Raw genomic sequence first — 20,582 nt, 5'->3', positions numbered from 1 at the left:
GGCCGGGTGGAGAAGTCGCCCGGCCGTCCGCCGCATGGCTGACGCACCATCAAGCGTGGTCGTTCGAGCGCCTATCATCGCGCCATGGCCACCGCTGAGCTGATCCGCATCGTCTCCCGCTCCTCACCCATGGCACTCGCCCAGGTCGAGCGGGTCCGCGCCGAACTCGCCGCCCTGCACCCGGGCCTGCGCACCGAGGTGGTGCCGGTCACCACCTCCGGCGACCGCTGGATGGGCGACCTCGCCCGGCTCGGCGGCAAGGGCGCGTTCACCAAGGAGGTCGACGCCGCGCTGCTCGCCGGAGAGGCCGACGTCGCCGTGCACTGCCTCAAGGACGTGCCCGCCGACCGCCCGCTGCCCGCCGGCACCGTCTTCGCCGCCTACCTGCGCCGCGACGACATCCGCGACGCCCTCGTCCACCCCGGCGGCCTGACCCTCGCCGAACTGCCGCCCGGCACCAGGATCGGCACCTCCTCCGTCCGCCGGGTCGCCCAACTCGCCTCCTCCCACCCGCACCTGGTGTGCGTGCCGATCCGCGGCAACGCCAACAGCCGGCTCGCCAAACTGGCCGCCGGGGACGCCGACGCGCTGCTGCTCGCCGTCTCCGGGCTGGAGCGGATCGGCGAGCAGGCGCGGATCACCGAGGTCCTGGACGTCGACGTGATGTGCCCGCCGATCGGCGCCGGCATCCTCGTCCTGCAGTGCCGCGAGGACGACGTCGTCACCGTCGACGCGGTCGCCGCGCTCGGCCACCGCGACACCTGGCGCGAGGCGGCGGCCGAGCGGATGTTCCTGCACGTCCTCCAGGGCCACTGCAACAGCCCGATCGCCGGCTACGCCAAGGCCGAACCGGACGGCCGGCTCTCGATGCGCGGCCGGGTCTTCAGCCCGGACGGCAAGCAGGTGCTGGACGCCCACGAGTGGGCCGGCGCGCTCAGCCCCGAGGACCTCGGCACCTCCACGGCGCTGGCCCTCAAGCGGCAGGGCGCACAGGAGCTGATCGCGGGCATCCCGCACTGATCTCCGGCATCCCGCACTGATCTCCGGCTCTGCGACCGCTACCGGAACAGCAGTTCGGCGAAGCGGTCCACCTGGTCCACCTCGGGGGACCAGCAGTACAGCATCACCTCGTCCGCGCCGATGGCCGTGAAGCCGGCCACGGCGGCCCGGATCGCCTCCGGCGTGGTGAGCAGGCCCTCCTCCATCCGGTCGGCACGGCCGCTGGACTCGTAGTACGCACGGATGTTGCGCCGGGCCTGCTCGACCGTCTCCGCCGAGCCGAGGACGGCGTTCGCCTGGGCGACCAGCCGGGGCCGGCCGTCGCGGCCGTGCCGCTGCCAGGACTTCTCGACGTCCTGGAACAGCCCGGCCATCGCCTCCGGCGGCACCCCCGCGCCGAGGAAGCCGTCCCCGAACCGGCCGACCCGGTCCAGCGCGGCCGGGGCGAAGCCGCCGAACAGCACCTCGGGGCCGCCCGGCGTCACCGGCGCGGGCCCGACCGGGCCGACCCCATCGCCGAACGGCTCACCGGCCCAGAGGCGGCGCAGCACCGCCATCCGCTCGTCCAGGAGCCGGCCCCGGCGGCGCGGGTCGATGCCGGCGGCCAGGAAGTCGTCCTCCCGGCCGCCGACGCCGAGGCCGAGCGTGAACCGCCCGCCGGAGAGCAGGTCCAGGGTGGCGGTCTGCTTGGCGAGCAGCGCGGGGACGTGGTGCGGCGCGAGCAGCACCTCGGTCTGCAGGCGGACGCGGGACGTGGCGCCGGCCAGGGCGGCCAGCGTCACCAGCGGCTCGGGGTTGTCGAACACCACCCGGTCCGCCAGGCCCAGCGTGCTGAACGGGCCGGCGTCGGCCCGCCGGGCCCACTCGAACAGCAGGACGGGGTCCTGGAGGGGCAGGCCGAGGCCGATCTTGACGGCCTGCGGGGCGGCCTGCGGGGCGGCCTGCGGGGCGGGCTGCGAGGTGGGCTGCGGGGCGGGCTGCGAGGTGGTCTGAGGGTCGGGCTGCATGGCGATCATCCTCCGAAAGGCGTGCCGCATACGGGCGCCGCCCCTCCGCGGGCCCGCGCGCGGTGCGCGGCCCTGCTCCCCGTCCTGCGGCTCGTCGTTCCGGGGAGCGCGTTCGTCGGAGTGCGGCGACGGTGGCGCGAGGTCCGTGAGTTCAACGTCCCTTCCCCCGCGTCCGTGCCTGGAATGATGCCCGCGAATCACCGGAGAACTGACGAATGGTCAATATTCCCGGCGGTGCGCCGGAGACGGACGCGGCGCTGGAGGCGGTCCCCACGTCCTCGCCCCCGGATGGCTCGTTCAGCCCTACGCCCGGTGGTCGGGCAGCCAGTGCTGCGCGTAGGCGACGGCGTCGCGGAGGCGGAAGAGGCGGGTGGTGGCGGCGCCGACCGTGGCGTGGCGGACGGCCTTCGGGCGGTCGGCCTCGAAGGCGGTGCCGAGTTCGGCGAAGTCGTCGGCGCAGATGGCCCGGTCGCGGACGGTGAGCCGTTGCCGGCCCTCGGGGGTGAGGGCGGCGAAGGAGATGTCCTCGCTCGGGCCCGGGACGCGGTACTCGGCGAGGTGGAAGCAGGTGCAGGAGCCGAAGTCGACGCCCAGCAGCAGGACCTGCGCGTCGCGGTCCTCCAGCCGGGCGAGTGGGCTGGCCTCGCCCAGGAGGCAGTCGAGGGCGTGTCCTTCGGTGGTCTCGGCGGCGCCCGGGCCGAGGGCGGCGAAGGAGGTCTGCGGGTGCGCGCTGCGCCGGGCGCCGGGCCAGGTCCGGACGGCCTCGGGGATGGCGCCCATTCCCAGCGTGGGGCTCACCTGCGGGTCGTACGCGGGCCAGGACGCCCGGATGTCGGGCCACCAGGCTTCCGGCACCGGCGGGTTGGACCAGTCGGCGGGGTCGGAGTTGTCCCCGGTGTGGGTGGGTACGGCGAGGGTGCCGGTCGGTCCGAGGGCGTCGAGCAGGGCGTGGACGACGGTGACCGCCCCACCGGAGACCCAGCCGAGGGAGCGCAGCGAGGAGTGCACGAGCAGTGTGCCGCCGGGTTCGACCCCGGCAGCACGCAGGTCGGCGGCGAGGGACTGGCGGGTGCAGAGTGGGCCGTTGACGCGCATGCGGGCCAGCTTGCAGGTCGGCGGGGCCGGTGCGCCAGCGGGTTTTTCCTCGGCCGGACGCTGCCCGCGTGCCGCCCTGGCCCCCGGCGGCCACCTGCTGCTCGGCGGCCATGCCGGCGACGCCCGCCTGCACCCCGCCGAGGCGTACGGGCACCCGGTGTCGTACGCCTCGCACCTCGTCCCGGCGGACCGCCTCGCCGGGCTGCTGGCCGAGGCGGGCTTCGCCGTCACGACCCGTCTGGAGCAGCCGCACCCGCAGCGCGCCGACCGTTCCCACCTCTGCCTGCTGGCGCACCGGAGGCGCCGCTGAGGGCTGTCGGTGCGAACGGGTGTTCAGTAGCATGCATGTGCTCCTGCCCGTGGCTCCGAGGGGACGATCGAGACCGTGATCACCAGCAGCCTGGCCTTCGACGTCGTCGACATCGACGTGGACGTCGATCTCGCGTGGGACGCCGACACCGTCGCGGACCTGCCGCATCCCGTCCGGACGAGCTTCGAGGTGAACGCCCCGATCCTGATGGAGCCCGCCCCGCAGATCACCCAGATGGACTTCGAGCTGGAAGCCCCGGCCCTGCTGCCGCCCGCGTCGCCACAGCTGGTCCAGATGGACTTCGACGCCGCCATCGCCTGACTCCCCCGATGGACCAGGAGCCGGCGTCGGACGCGGACCGCCCCTTCGCCCGCCCGTACGGCCGTCCGTACGGCCGCCCCTTCGACCGCTTCCCGACCCGCCGCGAGCACGAGGACCGCTGGGCGGAGCTGGCCCGGGCCGTCGCCGCCGACCGCGGCGGCCACGAACCAGCGTCGGGCAAGGGCGAGTTGGTCGTGCTCGGCTCCGGCATCGAGGCGGCCGGGTTCACCCGCGCCGACGAGCGGCTGCTCCGCGAGGCGGACCACGTCTTCCACTGCGTCGCCGACCCGGTGACGGTGGTGCGGATCAAGGCCTGGCGGCCCGACTCCTACGACCTCGGCGTGCTCTACGACGACGCCAAGGACCGGTACCTGACGTACGTCCAGATGTCCGAGGCGATCCTGCACTTCGTCCGGGCCGGGCGGCGGGTGGCGGCGGTCTTCTACGGCCACCCGGGCGTGTTCGTCCTCTCCAGCCACCGCGCCGTCCGGATCGCCCGCCGCGAGGGCCACCAGGCTGTGATGCGCCCGGGGATCAGCGCGCTGGACGTCCTGTGCGCCGATCTCGGTGTGGACCCGAGCAGCCCCGGCATGCAGACCTTCGAGGCCTCGGACCTGCTGATCCGCGGCCGGCGGATCGACCCGGGCCTGCACCTGGTGCTCTGGCAGGTCGGGCTGGTCGGCGAACTCGGCTACCAGCGCACCGGGTTCTTCAACCACAGGCTGCCCGTCCTGGTGGACCGGCTGGAGGAGGTCTACGGCCCGGACCACCCCGTGGTCAACTACATCGGCGCCCGGTACCGGGGCATCGCCCCCGTCACCGACGAGCACACCGTCGCCGGGCTCCGGGACCGGGCCGTGCAGCGGACCGTCACCAGCGCCTCCACCTGGTACCTCCCACCGGCCGTCGCCGCCCCGGCCGATCCGCGGATGCTCGAACGGCTGGGCCTGATCCGGCCCGGCCAGACCGTGCGGCCGCCCACCGGCCCGGTCCGGACGATCGACGACTACGGGCCGCGCGAACTCGCCGCCCTCGACGGCTTCACGGACTTCCACATCCCGGGCGGCTACCACTGGCAGGAGGACACGCCCGCCGCCCGCTTCGTCCTCGCCCTGGGGGAGGACGGCGCCCTGCGCGAACGCTTCGTCCGGGAGCCGGAGGCGGCGGTGGCGTCCTGGGCGCCGCCGGACCTCGCCGACGCCGAACGCGCGCTGCTGGCCCGCCGCGAGGACGCGGCCATGCAGGCCGCCGCCAAGGGCCGCTACCGGCGGCCGGCCCCGGAGGCGGCGCGGCGGCTGCGCACCCTGCTCACCCGCAAGTCCGAGGCGCGCGCGCTGCTCCGGTCGGTCCGCGACGGCGGGCTCGGGCTCGGGGGCGGCGGGCTCGACGGGACGACCGTCCGCCGGGACCTGGACACCGTCCTCGCCGAGGCCCTCTACCCGTGGACGGGCCTGTACGGCACGCCGGGCGGCGACCTCGACGTCTACGTCCTGGGCCGTGCCACCGACCCGCCCCGGCACCGGATCCACGTCAACGGGCGGCGGATCACCGGCCCGCGCTACGTCCACGGCGTGCTGCGCTGGCAGGCCGAGGACGGCAACGACTGCGGCGGCGAACTGCGCACCGAGGTCGGCCGGGACGGGCGGCGCCGGCTGGTCGGCGCGGTGTGGCCCGCCGGGCGGGTGGCGGCGGCGGAGTTCTCGGTCCAACTCGCCGAGTACGCACTGCCGGACGTGCCGCCGCTCGCGGACCTGGTCGGCGACTACCGGGCGGCGGACGGGGCGGGGCGCGAACTGCTCGTCTCCGTCGGCCCGGGCGAGGGCGGCCGCGCACTGCGGGTCCGCGTCACGGTCGACGGCGTGCCCACGGCGGCCGCGGTCGTGGTCGGCCCGGCGGCCTTCGAGGTGGACGGCGTCGCCGTCCCCTACGCCCGGGCCGTGCCCGCGTCGGCCGCGCCGCCGTATCTGTACGGCTCCTACCGGGTGCAGTTGCCGGGTGGCCGCGGGGCGGAGCTCCGGGTGGCCGGGGACGGCGTCACGCTCGACGAACAGCCGCTCGTCAAGGCGGAGTTCACCGGCAAGCGCCTCACCTGGCGCGACGGCCCCGCGCCGCTGCCGGCCGCCGAGCTGACCCTGCTGCTCGACCCGATCACCCTGCACCCGATGCTCAGCGGCACCGGCCGCGCGCCCGACGGCTCACCGCTGCCGGTGGTCGGCATGGTGCCGGTCGCCGCCGGGGAGGCCGAACTCCTGGCCACCCGCCCGCAGTTCGGCCTCCCGGCCGGGCCGTGGGCGCACCTGGCGGCGCTCGCCGCCGAGGCCAGCCACAGTGGCGGCCTGTTCTGGTGGCACGGCTGGGAACAGTCCGCCACCGCCCTGCACACGGTGCGGCGCGCGCTCTGGGAGGCGGGTCTCTGACCGCGTGGCTAGCCTCTCGGCCCCAGGGCGGGGGCCAGCCGCCGGACGCGCAGCACGGCGGTCAGCATCGGGAGCGTGAACTCGCCGTGGGCGGTCTCCGGCCTGTCCGCGAGGAACGCGCGGATCCGGCCGAGCCTGGCCTCCCGCTCCTGCTCCGGCATGACGAGCACGCCCGCGCGGGTCGCGAGGGTCGCGACGAGGGAGTCGGCGGTGCGGAGCTGCCCGTGCGGGAACGCCGCCTGCTCCGGCGAGCCGAACCGGGCGGCCGCGCCGGTCTTCGGAAGGTGCATGCCGGTCGTCTCGGCGCGCCAGCTGGCAGGCGTGTCACGCGGGCCGATGGCCTCGCCCCCGCTGACCTGCGCGAGCCCGTCGACCCAGGCGACCTGGTCGTCCATCACGTTCCACAGACCGGCCAGGACGCCACCGGGGGCGAGGACCCGGGCGATCTCGGGCCCCGCGACGGCCATGTCGAACCAGTGCATGGCGTTGCCGGCGACCACGGCGTCGACGGAAGCGTCCGGCAGCGGAATCGCCTCCGCGCTCCCCGACAGGGCACGGACCTTCGGCAGCGAACGGCGCAACTCGGCCAGCATCGCCGGGTCGGGCTCGACCGCGATGACCTCGGCACCCAGCGCGGCCAGCACGCCGGTCAGCTTGCCGGTTCCGGCGCCGAGGTCGAGCACGCGCGGGCCGGGAGCGGGTTCGAGCGCCCAACGCACCGCGTCCTGCGCGTAGTCCGGGCGGTGCTCGGCGTACGCGACCGCCGCCGCGCCGAACGACGAGGCGTGCAGTAGGCGTTGATCTCGATCCATGTGGTCACGCTAGCCGCGCCGCCGCCGGCCGGCCACCCCCTTCACCCCGGGCTGCAACCGCCCACGCATCGGCGATCGGATCGACGTCGACAATTCGAGATCGCCTAAGCCGTCATGATGGCTCGTAGGGGAGTTCGACGCCGAAGTCAGGGATTCGTCGGGGGCCTACCCGGATGCCGCACCTCCGCGCCAGTGGAAAGAATCACCGCCATGAGGACAATCCGACGGGCAACCAGGTACGCGGTGAGCTGCGCCACCGCCATGGTGATCATCCCCTTGAGCGTGTCAGCCCCAGCGGTCGCGGCACCCGCCGCGACACCGCTGACGGCAGCCAGCACGTCGAAGGCCCAGACAGCGAGTGCGTTGTCGTTGCCGAGGCCGACCGGGCCGTACGCGGTCGGTCGTGACACCCTGCACCTCGTCGACCACCGGCGCGCCGATCCGTGGGCACCGCAGTCGGGACCGCGACAGTTGATGGTCGACCTCTACTACCCTGCCCGCGCCAACAGCGGCACGCCTGCCGCGTACATGAGCACCGCCGAAGCGTCGGCGTTGATCACCTATGCCGGTCTGTCGGGGGCCCTCGAACCGGCCCGCCTCGCCGACGCCCGTACCTGGGCCCGGGCCGACGCGGCACCGGCGCGGGGCCGCTACCCGCTCGTCGTGCTGTCCCCCGGTTTCACGGTGCCCCGCTACACCCTCACCGCGCTGGCCGAGGAACTGAGCAGCCGGGGATTCGTGGTGGCGACCGTCGACCATGCCCACGAATCGGCGGCCACCCGGTTTCCGGACGGCATCCTGCCCTGTACGGCGTGCGACGAGTACAACTCCGGCGCGGCCACCCAGGAACAGATCGCCGCAGGCCGCGCCCAGGACGTGTCCTTCCTGCTCACCGAGCTCACCGGTCCGCGCCCGGTGTGGCGGTACTCCGCACTCATCGACCCGGCGAGGATCGGCATGGCCGGACACTCCGTCGGCGGCGATGCGACCCTGGCCGCCATGGGCGCGGACCGACGCGTGCTGGCCGGTGTCGACCTCGACGGCGCCATCACCCCACCGGTTCCCGCGACCGGCATCGACGGCCGCCCGGTCCTGCTGATCGCGGCCGCGGACCCGAGCAGCCCGGACATCGTGCCGTCCTGGACGAGCAGTTGGCCGAACCTGAACGGATGGAAGCGGTGGCTCACCGTCGCCGGCGCCGACCACTACGCCTTCACCGACCTGGACTACCTGGTCAACGAGAGCGGCGTGCTGCCCATCCCGAACGCTCCCCGGTCGATCGTGATCACCACCAGCTATGTCGGCGCCTTCTTCGAACGCCAACTCAAGGGAGCCTGCGAGCCGTTGCTCAACGGCCCCAGCCGGGACTTCCCCGAGGTGGCCTTCACCCGTTGAACCAGGCGAGTTCCATGCCTTCTGGCGGTACGCCGACGGCCCACCGCTGCCTAGCGGTGGGCCGTTGGGATAGTGCTCAGACCTCGGCGGTCGCGGCGAACGCCACGAACGCCTGCCACGAGGCCGGCTCGAACGCCAGCTGCGGGCCGCTCTTGTCCTTGGAGTCGCGCACGTGGATCACTTCGGTGGTCTCGGCGACCTCGACGCACTCGCCGCCCTCGTTGCCGCTGTAGCTGCTCTTGAACCATGCCAGCTCGGTGCTCATCGTTCTCCCAGGATCTTCTCGATCAAGGCCAGGGACTCCTCGGGACTAAGGGCCTGCGCCCTGAGGATGTTGTAGCGCGCGTTCATGATCCGGACTTCATCCGGATCGGTGATCAGCCTACTGCTCGTCTGCGCCTCGATGTAGGCGTGCTGGGGGCGCCCCTTGGGCGTGATCAGGATGAACGGTCCACCCATACCCGCGTGCTCTGTCTTGTCCAGCGGCAGCACCTGGATGACCATGCCGCGAGTCCGTCCGACCTCCAGGAGCCGACGGAGCTGGGCCGCGTGCACGTCCCACCCGCCCAGGGGCCTGCGCAGCACGCTCTCGTCGATCACCCAGCTGAACATCCCCCGGGGCCACCGGGTCAGTACTTCCTGGCGCGCCATTCGCGCGGCGACCCGCATCTCGATCACCTCTTCCGACAAGGGGGGTTGCCTCATCGCGTAGACGGCCCGGGCGTGTTCCTCGGTCTGGAGCAAACCAGGGATGTCGAGCGTGGCGAAGTTGTGCGTCTCGATCGAGTCGACCTCCAGGGCCGCGTAGCCCCGGAACCAGGCCGGGTGCCGCAGCCGCGCCTTGGCTCGCGCCCGCATCACGTCGTCCTTCGTGATGGCCAACAGGCCGCCGGCGTTGAGGACTTTGTCCACTGCCACCAGGAACTCCGGCTGCGGGGTGCGCTGCCCGCGCTCCACCGCGCCGATCAGGTGCTCCCCGTAGCCGACGTGCTCGCCGAGCTCCTTCTGCGTCATCCCGGCCCGTTCCCGGAGCAACTTGATCTGCTTCCCGATGGCGCGGAAGAAGTCCGACACCTCCGAGAGGTCCTCCGGCAGTTCCGTACGAACGTCGTCGCTCGACTCGATGTTCCGCGCTGCACCCACCGCGATCACCCCGTTTGTGATTCGGCCACACGAACAAAAGCTGTCCGCAGCTGGACAAGCACTCTCCGTACTCCCCAGATGCATGGTCAGCGTACGTCCGCGACGTCACCATTTTTTCCATGACGACCGAAATCCCCCTCGACAGCCCCCGCCGTCACACCATCACCCTCGCCGCCACTCCCAAGGGCGCCGCGATCTGCCGACGCATCGCCAGGCGTCAACTCACGGCCTGGGGACTGAACTTGTCCCACACCGAGCCGTACTACTCGGCTCTCCTCGTCGTCGCGGAGCTCGCCGCCAACGCGACTACCCATGGCCGCGTTCCGGGGCGCGGCTTCGAGTTTCACCTCTGTCTCACCACCACCGTGCGCCGGGGCACCACCCTGCGGATCGAGGTCTCGGACTGCCGGGGCGACCGCTACCCCGCCCTGCCCGCCGTCCTCGCCCCCAACTCCCAGTCCGGGCGCGGCCTCACCCTCATCGACGCCCTCGCCGACCGCTGGGGCACCATCCCCCGCCACCCCAACGCGAAGACCGTCTGGGCCGAACTCGACCTCCCCGCCGCCCTCGATGCGTCCTGACGTCACCCCGGGCGCCGTGACCGCCTACACCCTCCTCCCCTTCGCCCTCCTCCTCGCTCTCCTCGCCTGGATCTACCCCCTCACCGCCGGTCACCCGTCCGGCCACCACCCCCACCCGAGTCCGACCTCGACCCCGGCCCCGACCCCGACCTCGGCCCCCGCCCCCGCCCGCTGACGACGGCACGGGAAGTCGGCCCCACCGACTTCCCGCGCCGAACCGGCCCCGGACTCACTTCCCCGGCAGCCGCACCTGGCGTGAGTACACCGGCGGAGTGCCGTCCGTGACGGCGGCCTCCGCGTAGCACTCAAGGAGCAGATCGCCGCGCAGGTCTTCGAGTTCGTACGGCGCCCCCTCCAGCAAGGCATCGGCCCACACCTCAAGGGGAGCCCTCGCCAGTGCGGCGCTCGGGACGGGGATGAGCGGTCCCCGGCCCATCGCCTCCCACGCCGCCGTGCCGTCCGCACGGAACAGCAGCCGCCACCAGTACGACTGCCAGTACGGCTTCTTCTTCAACGAGACCGGCTCCCGCCGTCCTTGAGGCGGGGCTCTCGTGCCCCGACATCCGTGAAATGACGGCCCCCGGGGCCGAATGGTTGCCCTGGCGCAGCCCGTGCAGCGGGACTGGCCCCGCCTCTCTCCGGAGACCTCGCGTGGCCGACGGTCGACCTCCCGCCGAGTCGGGACCTGTTGCGACAGCGGATCCGTGAAGCGGAGCGCCGCGCCGACCGGGGAGGTCGTGCGCGGCGTTCGCCGGGAGGGCCGAGAGAGTGCGGGGTGGGGTCACGCCGCGCCGAGGCGGCTCGGGGCTCCCGCAGCGGGCTTCAGGTAGCGGAAGACGGCCCCGGGCTGCTGCAAGGCGCGGGCGTTGTTGGCCGTGGCCTGCTGCCACGCCCGGGGGAGGAACGCGAGGGCGGTCAGCTGCTGGCCGAGTGCCATGGCGGCGGCCAGCGGGGCGGTGGTGGCGAGCAGGCGTCCTGCGGTGTTGCTCGCGGTGATGCCGGTGCGCACCCGCAGGCCGTACGCGGCGATGCCGACGGTCTCGCGGATGGTGGCCAGTCGGCCGGCTCCGGCGGTGGCGTCGGCGTGGACCGCGGTGATCTCCTCGCCGTGCTCGGCGCGGTAGGCGGCGGGGTAGGTCCGCAGGGCCAGTCGCAGTCCACGCAAGGTGGCGCCGGTGGTGCTGGTGGTGCCGGTGTTCATGCGAGGGCCCCCTGGCCGTCGGGCGGATGGCCCCCTCGTCGGAGGTCCGGCGGTCGGCCGCCTCGGGAGCCGTACGCCCACCGTCGCGGTGCCACCGGCGGAACAGGTGGTAGATCCGGGGTCCGCCAGATCCCCGCGCGCCCCAACTTGATCGTCTTGAGCCGGGATCCACTTTCGCAAACGGGCCTAGAGGGCCTCGGTCTGCTGTGGGGCCACGCAGTGGGATTCCTCGCCGACCTGCACGATGTAGCCCTTCGGAGGCTCCAGGGACGTCGTCCACCAGATCCCGGTGACCTCCCCGACAGCGCCCGTCGTCGTGCCCGGCGTGTCCGACTCCGTGCGGATCCGGACGCGGGTTCCTTCGGGCAGGTCGCTGCGGTAGCGGGGCGGCATGTCGGGGCGGAGCCCTCCCCGGGAGACCAGGAACTCCGGCCGTAGCCGCCAGGGACTGCCGTCCTCGGTCTCCACCGTGTAGAGCGGTCCGACGTGGTCATCGCGTTCGTCCTGCTCGACGGCACACGCGACGATCACCCCGCGGGTGCCCACGATCTCGGGCCCGAGCCGGCCCAGTTCCGGAAGGGGCGGGTGCGGCGTCGCCAGTTCCACCAGTTCGCCGTAGGCCAGCGTGGCCTGCTCGGGCCAGGGAGTCTCGTCCACCGGCCACCGATGCCCGACCGTCATGAGGCCCTCCTGTCCATGGCCTCCGTGGACCCACCACACCATAACCGCGGGGTGGCCGGCCGACCGGCACCGGGCGGGCTCCGTTCGAGATCGAGACCGAGGCTGAGACCGAGACCGAGGCTGAGACCGAGGCTGAGGCTGAGACCGAGGTCGAGGCTGAGACGGAGCCCGTGAACGAGGGCGCTGATTCCTGACCGCCACCGGCGGATGGCGCCGGGGGCGGTGTCGCCCGTTCAGCTGATGTGGTGCTGGTTGAGCCAGGTGAGGGAGTGGTCGGCGAGTTCGGTCCAGCCGTGGTCGACGGTGAGGGAGTGGCCGCGGTCGTCGAAGCGGTGGTAGTCGGTGACGGCGGGGGACTTGCGGTACTGCTTGTGGGTGGAGCGGGTGAGGACGTCGGGGACGGTGTGGTCTTGCTTGCCGGACAGGAGGAGGAGTGGTCCGCGGTTCTGGTTGCGGGTGTCGACCTTGGCGGGGGAGTGCGGGGCGAAGTTGCTCAGGGCGAGTTGGAAGAGCGGGCGGGCGGGGCTGGGGATGGTCCATTCGTCGAAGAGTTCGTCGGACTCCTGCTGGGAGACGGCGTTGGCGAACGCGTAGCGGAACTGCTCGGGGTTGAGTGAGACGGCGCGCTTGGTGTTGGCGGGGTTGCGCAGGAACGCGAAGGCGGACTTGGCCTGGGCGGGTCCGACGGCCTTGACGCCCTTGATCTGGCCGGGGCAGATGGCGACGGCGGCCTGGGCGAGGTTCTGGCCGAGGAGGTGCTGGGCGATGAAGCCGCCGACGGAGTGGCCGACGATGACGGGCGGGGTGTCGAGGTCGCGGATGATGCGGGCGTGGTGGGCGGAGATCTCGGCGAGGCCGATTCCGCCCTGGGGGTCGGGGTTCCTGCGGGCCTGGGCGACGGTGGCGGGGACGCCGGGCCATTCGGGGAGGACCGGTTCGTAGCCGGCGTCGCGGAACCGGTCGGCCCAGCCCTGCCAGCTGGTGGAGTGCAGCCAGAGGCCGTGGATGAACATGACCGGGGTGCGGTTGCTGGGCATGGCGGGGTCTCTCCTGGTGCATGAGGGTTCGGGGGGTCCGGAGCGGTGGCAGGCCGGGGTGCGGCCGTCCGATCCGAGAAGTAGAAAGATCGTTCTCTCTACCTCTCCAAGGTAGAACGATCCTTCTGCTAGCGTCAAGTCATGACGACGAAAGATTCCGCGCCACCGCGCGCGCGCATCCTGGCCGCGGCGATGCGGCTCTTCTACGCCCAGGGCGTGCGCGGGGTGGGCATCGACCAGCTGATCCGCGAGTCGGCGGTCGCGAACGCGACCTTCTACCGGCACTTCCCGTCCAAGGACGACGTCGTGCTCGCCTACGTCCGCGAGCACGACCGCCTCTTCCGTGCGGCCGCCGCCACAGTGGCGGACCTTCCTCCGCGCGAGGCCGTGACGGCCCTGTTCGCGGGCATCTCCGACGAGTTCTGCGCACCCGGCTTCCGAGGCTGCCCGTTCATCAACGCCGCCGCCGACTACCCCGCCCCCGACCACCCGGTCAGCCGCGCGATCCAGGAGCACATGGACTGGTTCCGCGCCCTGCTGACCGGCCTGCTCGCCGCCGCTGGCCACCCCGACCCCGACCGGGCGGCCGACACCCTGCTGATCCTGCGGCACGGCGCGATGAACCAGAGCCGCTTCACCGCCCCCGCGGCGGTGCGCGAGGCGCTGGCGGGCGCCGTGGTCGCCGTCCTCGGTTAGCGCCCCCACCCCGGCGGGCGCGGTCACGGGATCGCCGAACAGCCGCACGAAACCGCGGCAGAGTGCGCCACCGGTGGTGGCGCACTCTGCTCTTCCGGCTGCTACGCCCGTTGCGGGTGTTGTGGGTGTTGCGGGTGTTGCGGGTGTTGCCAGGACCTGCCCGGGTGGCGAAGGGCGGTCACTCTCCGGAGCGGCCCTGGCGCCGGCGGCCGGAGGCGAAGCCGGCGAGGAGCCAGCCGACACCCAGCAGCGCGCCACCGCCGAGGCCGACCCCGGCCACCGGGGTTCCGGTGCCCGCGAGCATCAGGGCGGGTTCCTGTGCGGCGGAGCGCTGCGGGGGAACGGGCGCGGGGTGTTCGCCGGAGGGGTGTTCGCCGGCCGACGTGCTACCCGGGGTGGTGTTGGCCGGGGTGGTGCTACCCGGGGTGGTGTTGGCCGGGCCGGTGCCCTCGGGGCCGTGGCCCGGCGGGTGGTGGCCGTCGTGGCCGTCATCCCACCCGCCGGGGTTGTGGCCGTCGCAGCCGCCGTGGTCCTGGTCCTCGCAGGGGGTGCAGGCGACGATGGTCACGGTGTTGCTGGTGGCGGTCACGGGGGTGCCGTCGGGGGTGGTGCCGGTGACGGTCGCGGTGTTGGTGATCTTCCCGTCGGTCACGTCGCAGTCGGCGGTCACGTAGGTCGCGGTGCAGGTGGTGGACGCACCGGGCGCCAGGGTGGTGACCGGGCAGGAGACCACGGGCACGCCGGGGGCGACGTCCGTCACGGCGATCGAACTGATAGTCGTGTTACCGGTGTTGGTGACGGTGAAGGTGTAGTGCAGGGTCTGCCCGGCGGCGGAGTACGCGGTCTCCTGGACGGCCTTGACGATCTTCAGGCCGGCGAAGGGCACGGTCACCTTGTTGCTGGTCGAGGTGACGTTCTGCCCGCTGGGGGTGGTGCCGGTGACCTGGGCGGTGTTGACGACCTTGCCGGCGGCGACGTCGGCGTCGGTGGTGACGTAGGTCGCGGTGCAGTCCTCCGAGGCGCCCGGTGCGAGCGGGCCCGTCGGGCAGGTGACGGTGGGGGTGCCGGGGCCGTTGTCGACCACGCCGATGTTGGTCAGCGGCTGGGCGCCGGTGTTGGTGACCGTGTAGGTGTAGTGGATGGTCTGCCCGGCGGCGGTGTACTGCGCCTCGGCGGCCTTCTTCACCACCGTGATCGCGACCAGCGGGGTGTTGACCTTGTTGCTGGTGGTGGTGACGGTCTGGCCGCCGGTGTCGGTGCCGGTGACCTGGCCCTGGTCGGGCACGTTCTGGGCGGCGACGTCGGCGGCGGTGGTGACGTAGGTGGCCTGGCAGGTGGTGGACTGGCCGGGCGCGAGCTGGTTGGTGCCGCAGCCCGAGACGGTCACACCGGGCGTCAGGTCGGTCACCGTCACGTTGGTCAGCGGGATCTGGCCGGTGTTGGTGACGGTGTAGGTGTAGTTGAGGGTCTCGCCGGGGGCCGTGAAGTCCGGCTGGACGGCGGACTTCGTGATGGTCAGCGCCCGCAGCGGGACGGTGACCTGGTTGCTGGTGGCGGTCACGGGCTGGGTGCCGACGGTGGCGGTGAGGTTCGCCGTGTCGGTGATCTTGCCGGCCGTGGCGTCGGCGGCGGTCGCGGTGTAGGTCGCGGTGCAGTTCTCCGAGGCGCCCGGGGCGAGCGGGCCCGCCGGGCAGGTGACCGTCGGGGTGCCGGGGCCGGTGTCGGTGACCGCGACGTTCGTCATCGGCACCGGGGCGTTGTTGGTCACCGTGTAGGTGTAGTGGATCGTCTGCCCCGCCACGAACGAGCTCTCCGCAGCCGCCTTGGTGATCGACGGGGCGGGGACGTTGACCAGCACGGTGGTGGTGCAGCCCGTCGCGGTCGCGCAGGTACCACCGGCGATGGTCGGCGCGAGGTTGTTGGTCAGCGCGAGGTTGCCGGTGTCGGGGTTGTTGACCTTGACCTGGTAGGTCACGGTCACGGTGGACCCGGCGGCGGGCGGCGCCGTCAGCGTGCCCGACCAGGTCAGGGTGTTCCCGGTGACGGCGGCGGTGCCGGAGCTGGCGGTGATGGAGCCGGGCACCAGCGTGCCGTCCGTCAGTACGGCGGAGAGGTCGTCACTGAAACCCGCGTAGGTGGCGGGGTTGGTGCCGGTGTTGGTGACGGTCTCGGTGTAGGTCAGGGTGTCGCCCTGGTTCACCGGGCCGGCCGGGGAGACCGACTTCGCGACGGTGTAGGAGGTGCCAGCCGGCAGGTTGCAGTTCCCGGCGTCCTGGATGGCCGAGGCACCGTAGAAGCGGTGCCCCGTGTTCACGACGACGGTGGTCGGCAGTGTCGCGGTCGAGGTGGCGGTCGGCACCGAGTTCAGCATCTCGATGGTGCCGTTCGCGCGGAAGATGTAGACGTTGCCGCCGGACTGGGCGAGACCGTAGATGGAGTTCGGGGTGGTCCCGATCTCGGTGATCGTGTTGTCCGGGTGGATTCGGAAGTAGTAGGTGGGGTTCTGCGCGATCGGATCGAACGCGACCCCGAGGACATCGCCGTCGGACAGGGTCATGAAGTCGCCCGAGGAGACGAGCCCGGCCGGGTACGAGACGGGGAACAGCGTGCTCGCCCCGGTGGCCGGGTTGATCGTCCAGATCTGGTTCGAGAAGAACGACCCGACGAACAGGCTGCCGTCCGGGCGGGCGCTCAGCGCGTTGAAGTCGAATCCGTCGACCGCGGCCGGACCGGTGATCACCACCGAGCTGGTCTCCGCGCCGGTGGCCGGGTTGATCGTGTACAGGGTCGGCGGGGTTTCCTGCCAGGACACCCCGTACAGCGTCGTGCCGTCCGCGCTCCACGCGATGTCCCCGTAGTCCCGCACCAGCGGCACGTCGGACAACTGCGTACCGGTCGGGCTGTACGAGTACAGCTGGTCACCGCCACCGCCGGTGTTCGTCCACAACGGTACCGGCGGACAGGTCAGCGCCCGGGGACCGGACTTCGCGTCCGCGCGGTCCGCGCCGTCCGCGCCGTTCGGGGACTTCCTGTCGGCGTCGTCCGCCGTCGCGTCGGCGGCGGGCCTGACGGACGCCGTCTCCCGTGCCGGGAAGGCCTGTGCCGGGAAGGCCTGTGCTGCGCCGCCTCCCCAACCCGCCGTCATGCCGATGACCGCCAGTCCGATCGCTGCGGCGAGCCTGCCGCGCGACCGGCCGCGTCTGATCCCTGCCATACCGCCTCCGTTCCAGTCGGGCGTGATCAGCGAAAGGCCTCACGCCACAGAATGTTGATAACACGAAGTGTTTTTGTGAACACTTTGAGTAACTTGACATGGGTTGGCCCGGGCCGCCATGCGTACCCGAACCGCCTGTGGCTGTCGCGTGTCGGCCACCTGGCCCCATCGCGGTCCCTCGCGCGGTGCCCGGCGGCTCTGCCGTCGCTCTGCTGTCGCCCCGCCACCGCCCCGTCACCCGCGGTCTGGTGACACCCGACCTGATGCCGCCGTCAGAGAACGGCGCGCGCTCGTGCCCGAGGCCGGTGCCGCCCGAGCTGAAACGCGCAGGCCGGGAACGTGGGGCGGGAACGTGGGCGGGAACGCGAGAGGGAAGCATGGGGCGGGAACGTGGGGCGGAAACGGACGCATCGTCGGACCGGCCGACGGCGATCCTTCGGCCCGCGCCGAAGAATCCCCGCCCTACCGTCGACTCTCGTGAACACCATGACACCCGGCAGTACGCGCACCGACACCTCGGCGGGCCCGGTCCCGGACCCGGACCTGGACCCGAATCTGGACCCGAATCTGGACCCGAATCTGGACCCGGTCCCGGACCCGGACCACGTGGCCATCGCGCCGAGCATCCTCTACTTCGGAACGCCCGTCGTGCTGCTCTCCACGGAGAACGAGGACGGCACCCCCAATCTCGCGCCGATGTCCTCGGCCTGGGCCCTCGGCCAGGTGATCGTCCTCGGCATGGGGGCCGAGGCGCAGACCGCGCACAACCTCCGCAGCCGACCCGAGCTGGTGATCAACCTGCCCGCGCCGACCCAGTGGCCGGCGGTCGAACAACTCGCCCCGCTCACCGGGCGCACCCCCGTACCCGACCACAAGCAGGGTGTCTTCCGGTTCGAGCGGGACAAGTTCGCGGCCGCGGGACTGCGCCCCGAGCCCTCCGAACTCGTCCGGCCGCCCCGGGTCGCCGAATGCCCCCTGCAACTGGAGGCCCGCGCCGCCCGGATCCAGCCCGACGCCTCCGGCGGGTTCCTCATCGTCGAAGCCCACGTGCTCAAGGTCCACGCCGATCCGCGCATCGTCGTCCCCGGCTCCCAGCACGTCGACCCGGCCCGGTGGAGCCCGCTGATCTACAACTTCCGTCACTACTACGGACTCGGCCCCGAACTCGGCCACAGCTTCCGTACCCAGACGCCGCGTTGAAGCCGCTGGAGGCATGGCGCGGTCCGCGCGCGCAAGTGTCAGCCCCGGCTGCCAGAGTGACGGGCATGGACCTCGACACCTTCTGGCGGATCATCGACGCCACCCGCGCCGACGCCGCCGACGAGAGCGAACACGCCGATGCGCTCACCGAACACCTCGCCGGCCTGGCGCCCGATCAGATCGCCGACTTCGACCGTCACTACGCGCAGCAGAAGGCCCGCTCCTGCACCTGGCTGCTCTGGGGCGCGGGCTACCTCATCAACGGTGGCTGCAGCGACGACGGCTTCGACTACTTCCGCGACTGGCTGATAGGCGCCGGCCGCACCCTCTTCGAACAGGCCCTCGCCGACCCGGACGGCCTCGCCGAACTCCTCGCCCCCGACCAGGAGGAACTGGAAGCCGAAGACCTCGGCTACGCGGCCGCCCACGCCTACCGCCGGCTCACCGGCGACGACCTCCCCTCCAACGGCATCACCTTCGGCTCCCCGATCGGCGAACCCTGGGAGGACGACGACCTCCCCACCCTCCTCCCGCGCCTGTCCGCCCGCTTCGCGGACTAGCCCCAACGCCGTTCAGCTAGAGCGTTACAGCGGGCTGGATGCTGTCAAGGGTCGGTCGTGAGCATGCTGACGCTGGTGGTGGTCTGGTAGGTGGTCCGGTCGATGGCGGGTCCGCGTGCGTTGTCCTTGGAGATCGCTCGTTTGACGATGCGGTCTTCGGCGCGGACCCGCCGCATGGGCAGGAGCCGGGCCAGCACGTGGCGGCCGACGACTTCGACCAGGTCGACGGCGGTGTCCACGATGATGCCTGCGGCCAGGACGAGTTGGTCGCGGGTAGCAGACAGCGCGATGGTGAAGCCTGCGCGATGGTGAAGCCTGCGCGATGGTGAAGCCTGCGCGATGGTGAAGCCTGCGCGGTCCGGGTCGGTGCCCGGGACGCTGTCGGTGGCGTCGGTCATCGCGGTCCGCAGTTGCCTGGTAAGCCACCAGCGGTGCCCAGACCTCCTGCGCCCTCAACGGCGCCGCTCCCAGACGCTGGCGGGCCTGCCGGAGCGCGCTGCCACTCGGTCTGGTCGGCGCCCGGTCTCCGACAGGCCGGCGCACAATCGGTCGAAGACCTGCCGGTAGTAGCCCGGTTCGGCGAACAATGCTCCGGCCGGCAGCGGATACACGGTGGCGCGCGCCGGCACCAGCCGGACCCGCCGCTGGACCGTTCGGGTCGCCGCCCGTGCCTCATCGACCATCTCGAACGGCACGATCCGGGTCAACTCGCGGATATGACCGGGCGCGAACGCACGCCCGCTACCTTGACCGTCCGCGTTATGGCGGCCTGTTCCGCGTTGTTTCTAGAGGTGACGCCCGGCATGCGCGCCGGCAAGTCGCGGTTGCAGGCCGCTCGCCCGTGGATGGGCGGGTACTCCCCGGCGGCTCCGTCGCACACTCAACTGGACGGCGTGACCGGGGACCACATGCCGAGCCACTGCTCGGCGCCCCAGGCCTCGAACCGCTCCACCTCGGTGAACCCCAGCTTCGCCGCGAGACGCATCGAGCCGACGTTGGCGGTCTGGGTGGTGAGTACCACCGGCTCGCCGGGAAGCGCGCCGGCGAGCCAGTCGAGTGCCGCCGCGCACGCCTCGGCGGCGTACCCGAATCCCCACGCCCGCGGCAGGAACAGGTAGCCGAGATCGGCCTTCCCCGCAGCAGCCGGGCGACGGTGCCCCGTTGCCCTCCTGAGCAGGATCTGGCCGATCATCGACCCGTCGAGATCAACGATGAAGCTCCCGGGCCACCGCTCGGGCACCTTGGGTATCTCGCGTTCGAGCTCGTCACGCGGCCGGGGGCCGCCGAGGTAGGTGTGCACCTCTGGCGAGGCGAGCAGCTCGATGAACGCCGCACGGTCCCGGGCCTCGGGCTCACGGAGCACGAGCCTCGCGGTCCTAATCGGCTCAGGCGGCCAAGCCCCGGGCCCCAGATCTTCCATCCGCGCAGGCTAACAGGTGGTCAAACCAACCGAACGGGAAAGCTCAACTCCCCGGCCTTGGGACTAGCCCCCGGCGCCAACCTCCCGTTTCGCCACGGACGCAGGCAGGTACGGCTCTGCGTCACACGGCATGCTGCCCGACTCCCGACTCCCGACTCCCGACTCCCTGCGCTCGGTGCTGATTCCATCCCGGGCGATTATGTAGACCGACCGTCATATTCCTTGTTTCCAGCCCGCCTGGGTGCCGCGCAGGAAGTCGGCCAGGTCGACTTCCTGTGCTCGGGCGGGGTGCTCATGCTTGCCGCGGGCTAAATATGTAGACCGACCGTCATATTCTGCGCCGGGCCCAGTGAATGCTGCACGGGAAGTCGACCTGATCGACTTTCCGTGCGCGTCTGAGTGGGGGTTTTGGGATCTCTGATCCCATAAATGGCTTATGGTCACGTCGCTTTGATTACGCTATGCCCGATAGATGAACAACATCCATCCTTTG

General features: G+C 72.1%; 23 protein-coding genes. 10 read left to right on the top strand and 13 right to left on the bottom strand.

Annotation, left to right across the window (positions count from 1 at the left end; genetic code table 11):
* Positions 1-84 precede the first annotated feature (84 nt).
* Positions 85-1,020 carry a hydroxymethylbilane synthase gene (gene hemC / locus ACIPLC_RS34000; RefSeq protein WP_400476900.1) on the top strand — a complete coding sequence of 312 codons (936 nt, stop codon included), beginning with the start codon at positions 85-87 and terminating at the stop codon, positions 1,018-1,020.
* 38 nt (positions 1,021-1,058) lie between these two features.
* Here the strand turns inward: hemC and ACIPLC_RS33995 are convergent, their stop codons facing one another.
* Together ACIPLC_RS33995 and ACIPLC_RS33990 are read right to left on the bottom strand one after the other, a co-directional pair.
* Complete coding sequence (locus ACIPLC_RS33995) at positions 1,059-2,006, bottom strand: LLM class flavin-dependent oxidoreductase (RefSeq protein WP_400476899.1); 948 nt, start codon at positions 2,004-2,006, stop codon at positions 1,059-1,061.
* Between the two features lie 303 nt (positions 2,007-2,309).
* On the bottom strand, positions 2,310-3,101 hold the full coding sequence (locus tag ACIPLC_RS33990; protein WP_400476898.1) for an aminoglycoside N(3)-acetyltransferase: 792 nt from the start codon (positions 3,099-3,101) through the stop codon (positions 2,310-2,312).
* Here ACIPLC_RS33990 and ACIPLC_RS33985 point away from each other — a divergent pair.
* The 3 genes from ACIPLC_RS33985 to ACIPLC_RS33975 all read left to right on the top strand — a co-directional run bounded on the left by ACIPLC_RS33985 (position 3,100) and on the right by ACIPLC_RS33975 (position 6,149).
* Positions 3,100-3,411: a hypothetical protein gene (locus ACIPLC_RS33985; RefSeq protein ID WP_400476897.1), complete on the top strand. Its 312-nt coding sequence runs from the start codon at positions 3,100-3,102 to the stop codon at positions 3,409-3,411. The two genes, ACIPLC_RS33990 and ACIPLC_RS33985, sit on opposite strands and share 2 nt — an antisense overlap.
* A gap of 75 nt (positions 3,412-3,486) precedes the next feature.
* Positions 3,487-3,732, top strand: coding sequence for a hypothetical protein (locus ACIPLC_RS33980; protein WP_400476896.1), 246 nt, complete (start codon positions 3,487-3,489; stop codon positions 3,730-3,732).
* An 8-nt stretch (positions 3,733-3,740) separates the two neighbouring features.
* A complete protein-coding gene (locus ACIPLC_RS33975; RefSeq protein WP_400476895.1) occupies positions 3,741-6,149 on the top strand; it encodes an SAM-dependent methyltransferase in 2,409 nt (802 codons plus the stop codon).
* Positions 6,150-6,157: 8 nt separating this feature from the next.
* Here ACIPLC_RS33975 and ACIPLC_RS33970 read toward each other — a convergent pair whose 3' ends face one another.
* Positions 6,158-6,961 (bottom strand): class I SAM-dependent methyltransferase, encoded by an 804-nt coding sequence (locus tag ACIPLC_RS33970; protein ID WP_400476894.1) that lies wholly within the window; start codon positions 6,959-6,961, stop codon positions 6,158-6,160.
* Positions 6,962-7,171: 210 nt separating this feature from the next.
* On the opposite strand from ACIPLC_RS33970, the gene ACIPLC_RS33965 reads away from it, so the two are divergent.
* Positions 7,172-8,356 carry an alpha/beta hydrolase family protein gene (locus ACIPLC_RS33965; protein ID WP_400476893.1) on the top strand — a complete coding sequence of 395 codons (1,185 nt, stop codon included), beginning with the start codon at positions 7,172-7,174 and terminating at the stop codon, positions 8,354-8,356.
* 76 nt (positions 8,357-8,432) lie between these two features.
* On the opposite strand, the gene ACIPLC_RS33960 is transcribed toward ACIPLC_RS33965, so the two are convergent.
* Both ACIPLC_RS33960 and ACIPLC_RS33955 read right to left on the bottom strand, forming a co-directional pair.
* Entirely contained in the window at positions 8,433-8,621 is a 189-nt protein-coding gene (locus tag ACIPLC_RS33960; protein ID WP_400476892.1) for a DUF397 domain-containing protein, read from the bottom strand.
* Positions 8,618-9,505: a Scr1 family TA system antitoxin-like transcriptional regulator gene (locus tag ACIPLC_RS33955; RefSeq protein WP_400476930.1), complete on the bottom strand. Its 888-nt coding sequence runs from the start codon at positions 9,503-9,505 to the stop codon at positions 8,618-8,620. The genes ACIPLC_RS33960 and ACIPLC_RS33955 overlap by 4 nt, the downstream gene beginning before the upstream one ends.
* 113 nt (positions 9,506-9,618) lie before the next feature.
* On the opposite strand from ACIPLC_RS33955, the gene ACIPLC_RS33950 reads away from it, so the two are divergent.
* Positions 9,619-10,080: an ATP-binding protein gene (locus tag ACIPLC_RS33950; protein ID WP_400476891.1), complete on the top strand. Its 462-nt coding sequence runs from the start codon at positions 9,619-9,621 to the stop codon at positions 10,078-10,080.
* Between the two features lie 16 nt (positions 10,081-10,096).
* Positions 10,097-10,255, top strand: coding sequence for a hypothetical protein (locus ACIPLC_RS33945; protein ID WP_400476890.1), 159 nt, complete (start codon positions 10,097-10,099; stop codon positions 10,253-10,255).
* A 54-nt stretch (positions 10,256-10,309) separates the two neighbouring features.
* Here the strand turns inward: ACIPLC_RS33945 and ACIPLC_RS33940 are convergent, their stop codons facing one another.
* The 4 genes from ACIPLC_RS33940 to ACIPLC_RS33925 form a co-directional block, all read right to left on the bottom strand.
* Entirely contained in the window at positions 10,310-10,594 is a 285-nt protein-coding gene (locus tag ACIPLC_RS33940; RefSeq protein WP_400476889.1) for a hypothetical protein, read from the bottom strand.
* Positions 10,595-10,861: 267 nt separating this feature from the next.
* On the bottom strand, positions 10,862-11,281 hold the full coding sequence (locus tag ACIPLC_RS33935) for a hypothetical protein (RefSeq protein WP_400476888.1): 420 nt from the start codon (positions 11,279-11,281) through the stop codon (positions 10,862-10,864).
* A gap of 186 nt (positions 11,282-11,467) precedes the next feature.
* Positions 11,468-11,962 carry a hypothetical protein gene (locus tag ACIPLC_RS33930; RefSeq protein WP_400476887.1) on the bottom strand — a complete coding sequence of 165 codons (495 nt, stop codon included), beginning with the start codon at positions 11,960-11,962 and terminating at the stop codon, positions 11,468-11,470.
* A 233-nt stretch (positions 11,963-12,195) separates the two neighbouring features.
* The gene (locus ACIPLC_RS33925; RefSeq protein ID WP_400476886.1) at positions 12,196-12,999 is read right to left on the bottom strand and encodes an alpha/beta hydrolase; all 804 of its coding nucleotides are present in this window, start codon (positions 12,997-12,999) and stop codon (positions 12,196-12,198) included.
* A 141-nt stretch (positions 13,000-13,140) separates the two neighbouring features.
* Here ACIPLC_RS33925 and ACIPLC_RS33920 point away from each other — a divergent pair, with 141 nt between their 5' ends.
* On the top strand, positions 13,141-13,695 hold the full coding sequence (locus ACIPLC_RS33920) for a TetR/AcrR family transcriptional regulator (RefSeq protein ID WP_400476885.1): 555 nt from the start codon (positions 13,141-13,143) through the stop codon (positions 13,693-13,695).
* A 178-nt stretch (positions 13,696-13,873) separates the two neighbouring features.
* Here ACIPLC_RS33920 and ACIPLC_RS33915 read toward each other — a convergent pair whose 3' ends face one another.
* Entirely contained in the window at positions 13,874-16,909 is a 3,036-nt protein-coding gene (locus tag ACIPLC_RS33915) for a CARDB domain-containing protein (RefSeq protein WP_400476884.1), read from the bottom strand.
* Positions 16,910-17,386: 477 nt separating this feature from the next.
* Between ACIPLC_RS33915 and ACIPLC_RS33910 the strand changes: the two genes are divergently transcribed.
* Positions 17,387-18,109: a flavin reductase family protein gene (locus ACIPLC_RS33910; RefSeq protein WP_400476883.1), complete on the top strand. Its 723-nt coding sequence runs from the start codon at positions 17,387-17,389 to the stop codon at positions 18,107-18,109.
* Between the two features lie 65 nt (positions 18,110-18,174).
* Positions 18,175-18,669 carry a DUF4240 domain-containing protein gene (locus ACIPLC_RS33905; RefSeq protein WP_400476882.1) on the top strand — a complete coding sequence of 165 codons (495 nt, stop codon included), beginning with the start codon at positions 18,175-18,177 and terminating at the stop codon, positions 18,667-18,669.
* Between the two features lie 44 nt (positions 18,670-18,713).
* On the opposite strand, the gene ACIPLC_RS33900 is transcribed toward ACIPLC_RS33905, so the two are convergent.
* From ACIPLC_RS33900 to ACIPLC_RS33890, 3 genes are all read right to left on the bottom strand, one after another.
* Positions 18,714-19,067 (bottom strand): hypothetical protein, encoded by a 354-nt coding sequence (locus tag ACIPLC_RS33900; RefSeq protein ID WP_400476881.1) that lies wholly within the window; start codon positions 19,065-19,067, stop codon positions 18,714-18,716.
* A 54-nt stretch (positions 19,068-19,121) separates the two neighbouring features.
* Positions 19,122-19,385, bottom strand: a complete 264-nt coding sequence (locus ACIPLC_RS33895) for a transposase domain-containing protein (RefSeq protein ID WP_400476929.1) — start codon at positions 19,383-19,385, stop codon at positions 19,122-19,124.
* Positions 19,386-19,549: 164 nt separating this feature from the next.
* Positions 19,550-20,089 (bottom strand): GNAT family N-acetyltransferase, encoded by a 540-nt coding sequence (locus ACIPLC_RS33890; RefSeq protein WP_400476880.1) that lies wholly within the window; start codon positions 20,087-20,089, stop codon positions 19,550-19,552.
* Positions 20,090-20,582: the final 493 nt, after the last annotated feature.

Source organism: Kitasatospora sp. NPDC086801, assembly GCF_044745805.1.
GTDB lineage: Bacteria > Actinomycetota > Actinomycetes > Streptomycetales > Streptomycetaceae > Kitasatospora.
This window is presented reverse-complemented; position numbering and strand designations above follow the sequence as displayed.

Bases quoted from the DNA above. Each gene is read 5' to 3' on its own strand.
- ACIPLC_RS33965 (WP_400476893.1), top strand. From the start codon at position 7,172: ATGAGGACAATCCGACGGGCAACCAGGTACGCGGTGAGCTGCGCCACC.
- ACIPLC_RS33925 (WP_400476886.1), bottom strand. From the start codon at position 12,999: ATGCCCAGCAACCGCACCCCGGTCATGTTCATCCACGGCCTCTGGCTG.
- ACIPLC_RS33975 (WP_400476895.1), top strand. From the start codon at position 3,741: ATGGACCAGGAGCCGGCGTCGGACGCGGACCGCCCCTTCGCCCGCCCG.
- ACIPLC_RS33970 (WP_400476894.1), bottom strand. From the start codon at position 6,961: ATGGATCGAGATCAACGCCTACTGCACGCCTCGTCGTTCGGCGCGGCG.
- ACIPLC_RS33985 (WP_400476897.1), top strand. From the start codon at position 3,100: ATGCGGGCCAGCTTGCAGGTCGGCGGGGCCGGTGCGCCAGCGGGTTTT.
- ACIPLC_RS33915 (WP_400476884.1), bottom strand. From the start codon at position 16,909: ATGGCAGGGATCAGACGCGGCCGGTCGCGCGGCAGGCTCGCCGCAGCG.
- ACIPLC_RS33930 (WP_400476887.1), bottom strand. From the start codon at position 11,962: ATGACGGTCGGGCATCGGTGGCCGGTGGACGAGACTCCCTGGCCCGAG.
- ACIPLC_RS33960 (WP_400476892.1), bottom strand. From the start codon at position 8,621: ATGAGCACCGAGCTGGCATGGTTCAAGAGCAGCTACAGCGGCAACGAG.
- ACIPLC_RS33935 (WP_400476888.1), bottom strand. From the start codon at position 11,281: ATGAACACCGGCACCACCAGCACCACCGGCGCCACCTTGCGTGGACTG.
- ACIPLC_RS33900 (WP_400476881.1), bottom strand. From the start codon at position 19,067: ATGACCGACGCCACCGACAGCGTCCCGGGCACCGACCCGGACCGCGCA.
- ACIPLC_RS33920 (WP_400476885.1), top strand. From the start codon at position 13,141: ATGACGACGAAAGATTCCGCGCCACCGCGCGCGCGCATCCTGGCCGCG.
- ACIPLC_RS33995 (WP_400476899.1), bottom strand. From the start codon at position 2,006: ATGCAGCCCGACCCTCAGACCACCTCGCAGCCCGCCCCGCAGCCCACC.
- ACIPLC_RS33890 (WP_400476880.1), bottom strand. From the start codon at position 20,089: ATGGAAGATCTGGGGCCCGGGGCTTGGCCGCCTGAGCCGATTAGGACC.
- ACIPLC_RS33950 (WP_400476891.1), top strand. From the start codon at position 9,619: ATGACGACCGAAATCCCCCTCGACAGCCCCCGCCGTCACACCATCACC.
- ACIPLC_RS33905 (WP_400476882.1), top strand. From the start codon at position 18,175: ATGGACCTCGACACCTTCTGGCGGATCATCGACGCCACCCGCGCCGAC.
- ACIPLC_RS33990 (WP_400476898.1), bottom strand. From the start codon at position 3,101: ATGCGCGTCAACGGCCCACTCTGCACCCGCCAGTCCCTCGCCGCCGAC.
- hemC (WP_400476900.1), top strand. From the start codon at position 85: ATGGCCACCGCTGAGCTGATCCGCATCGTCTCCCGCTCCTCACCCATG.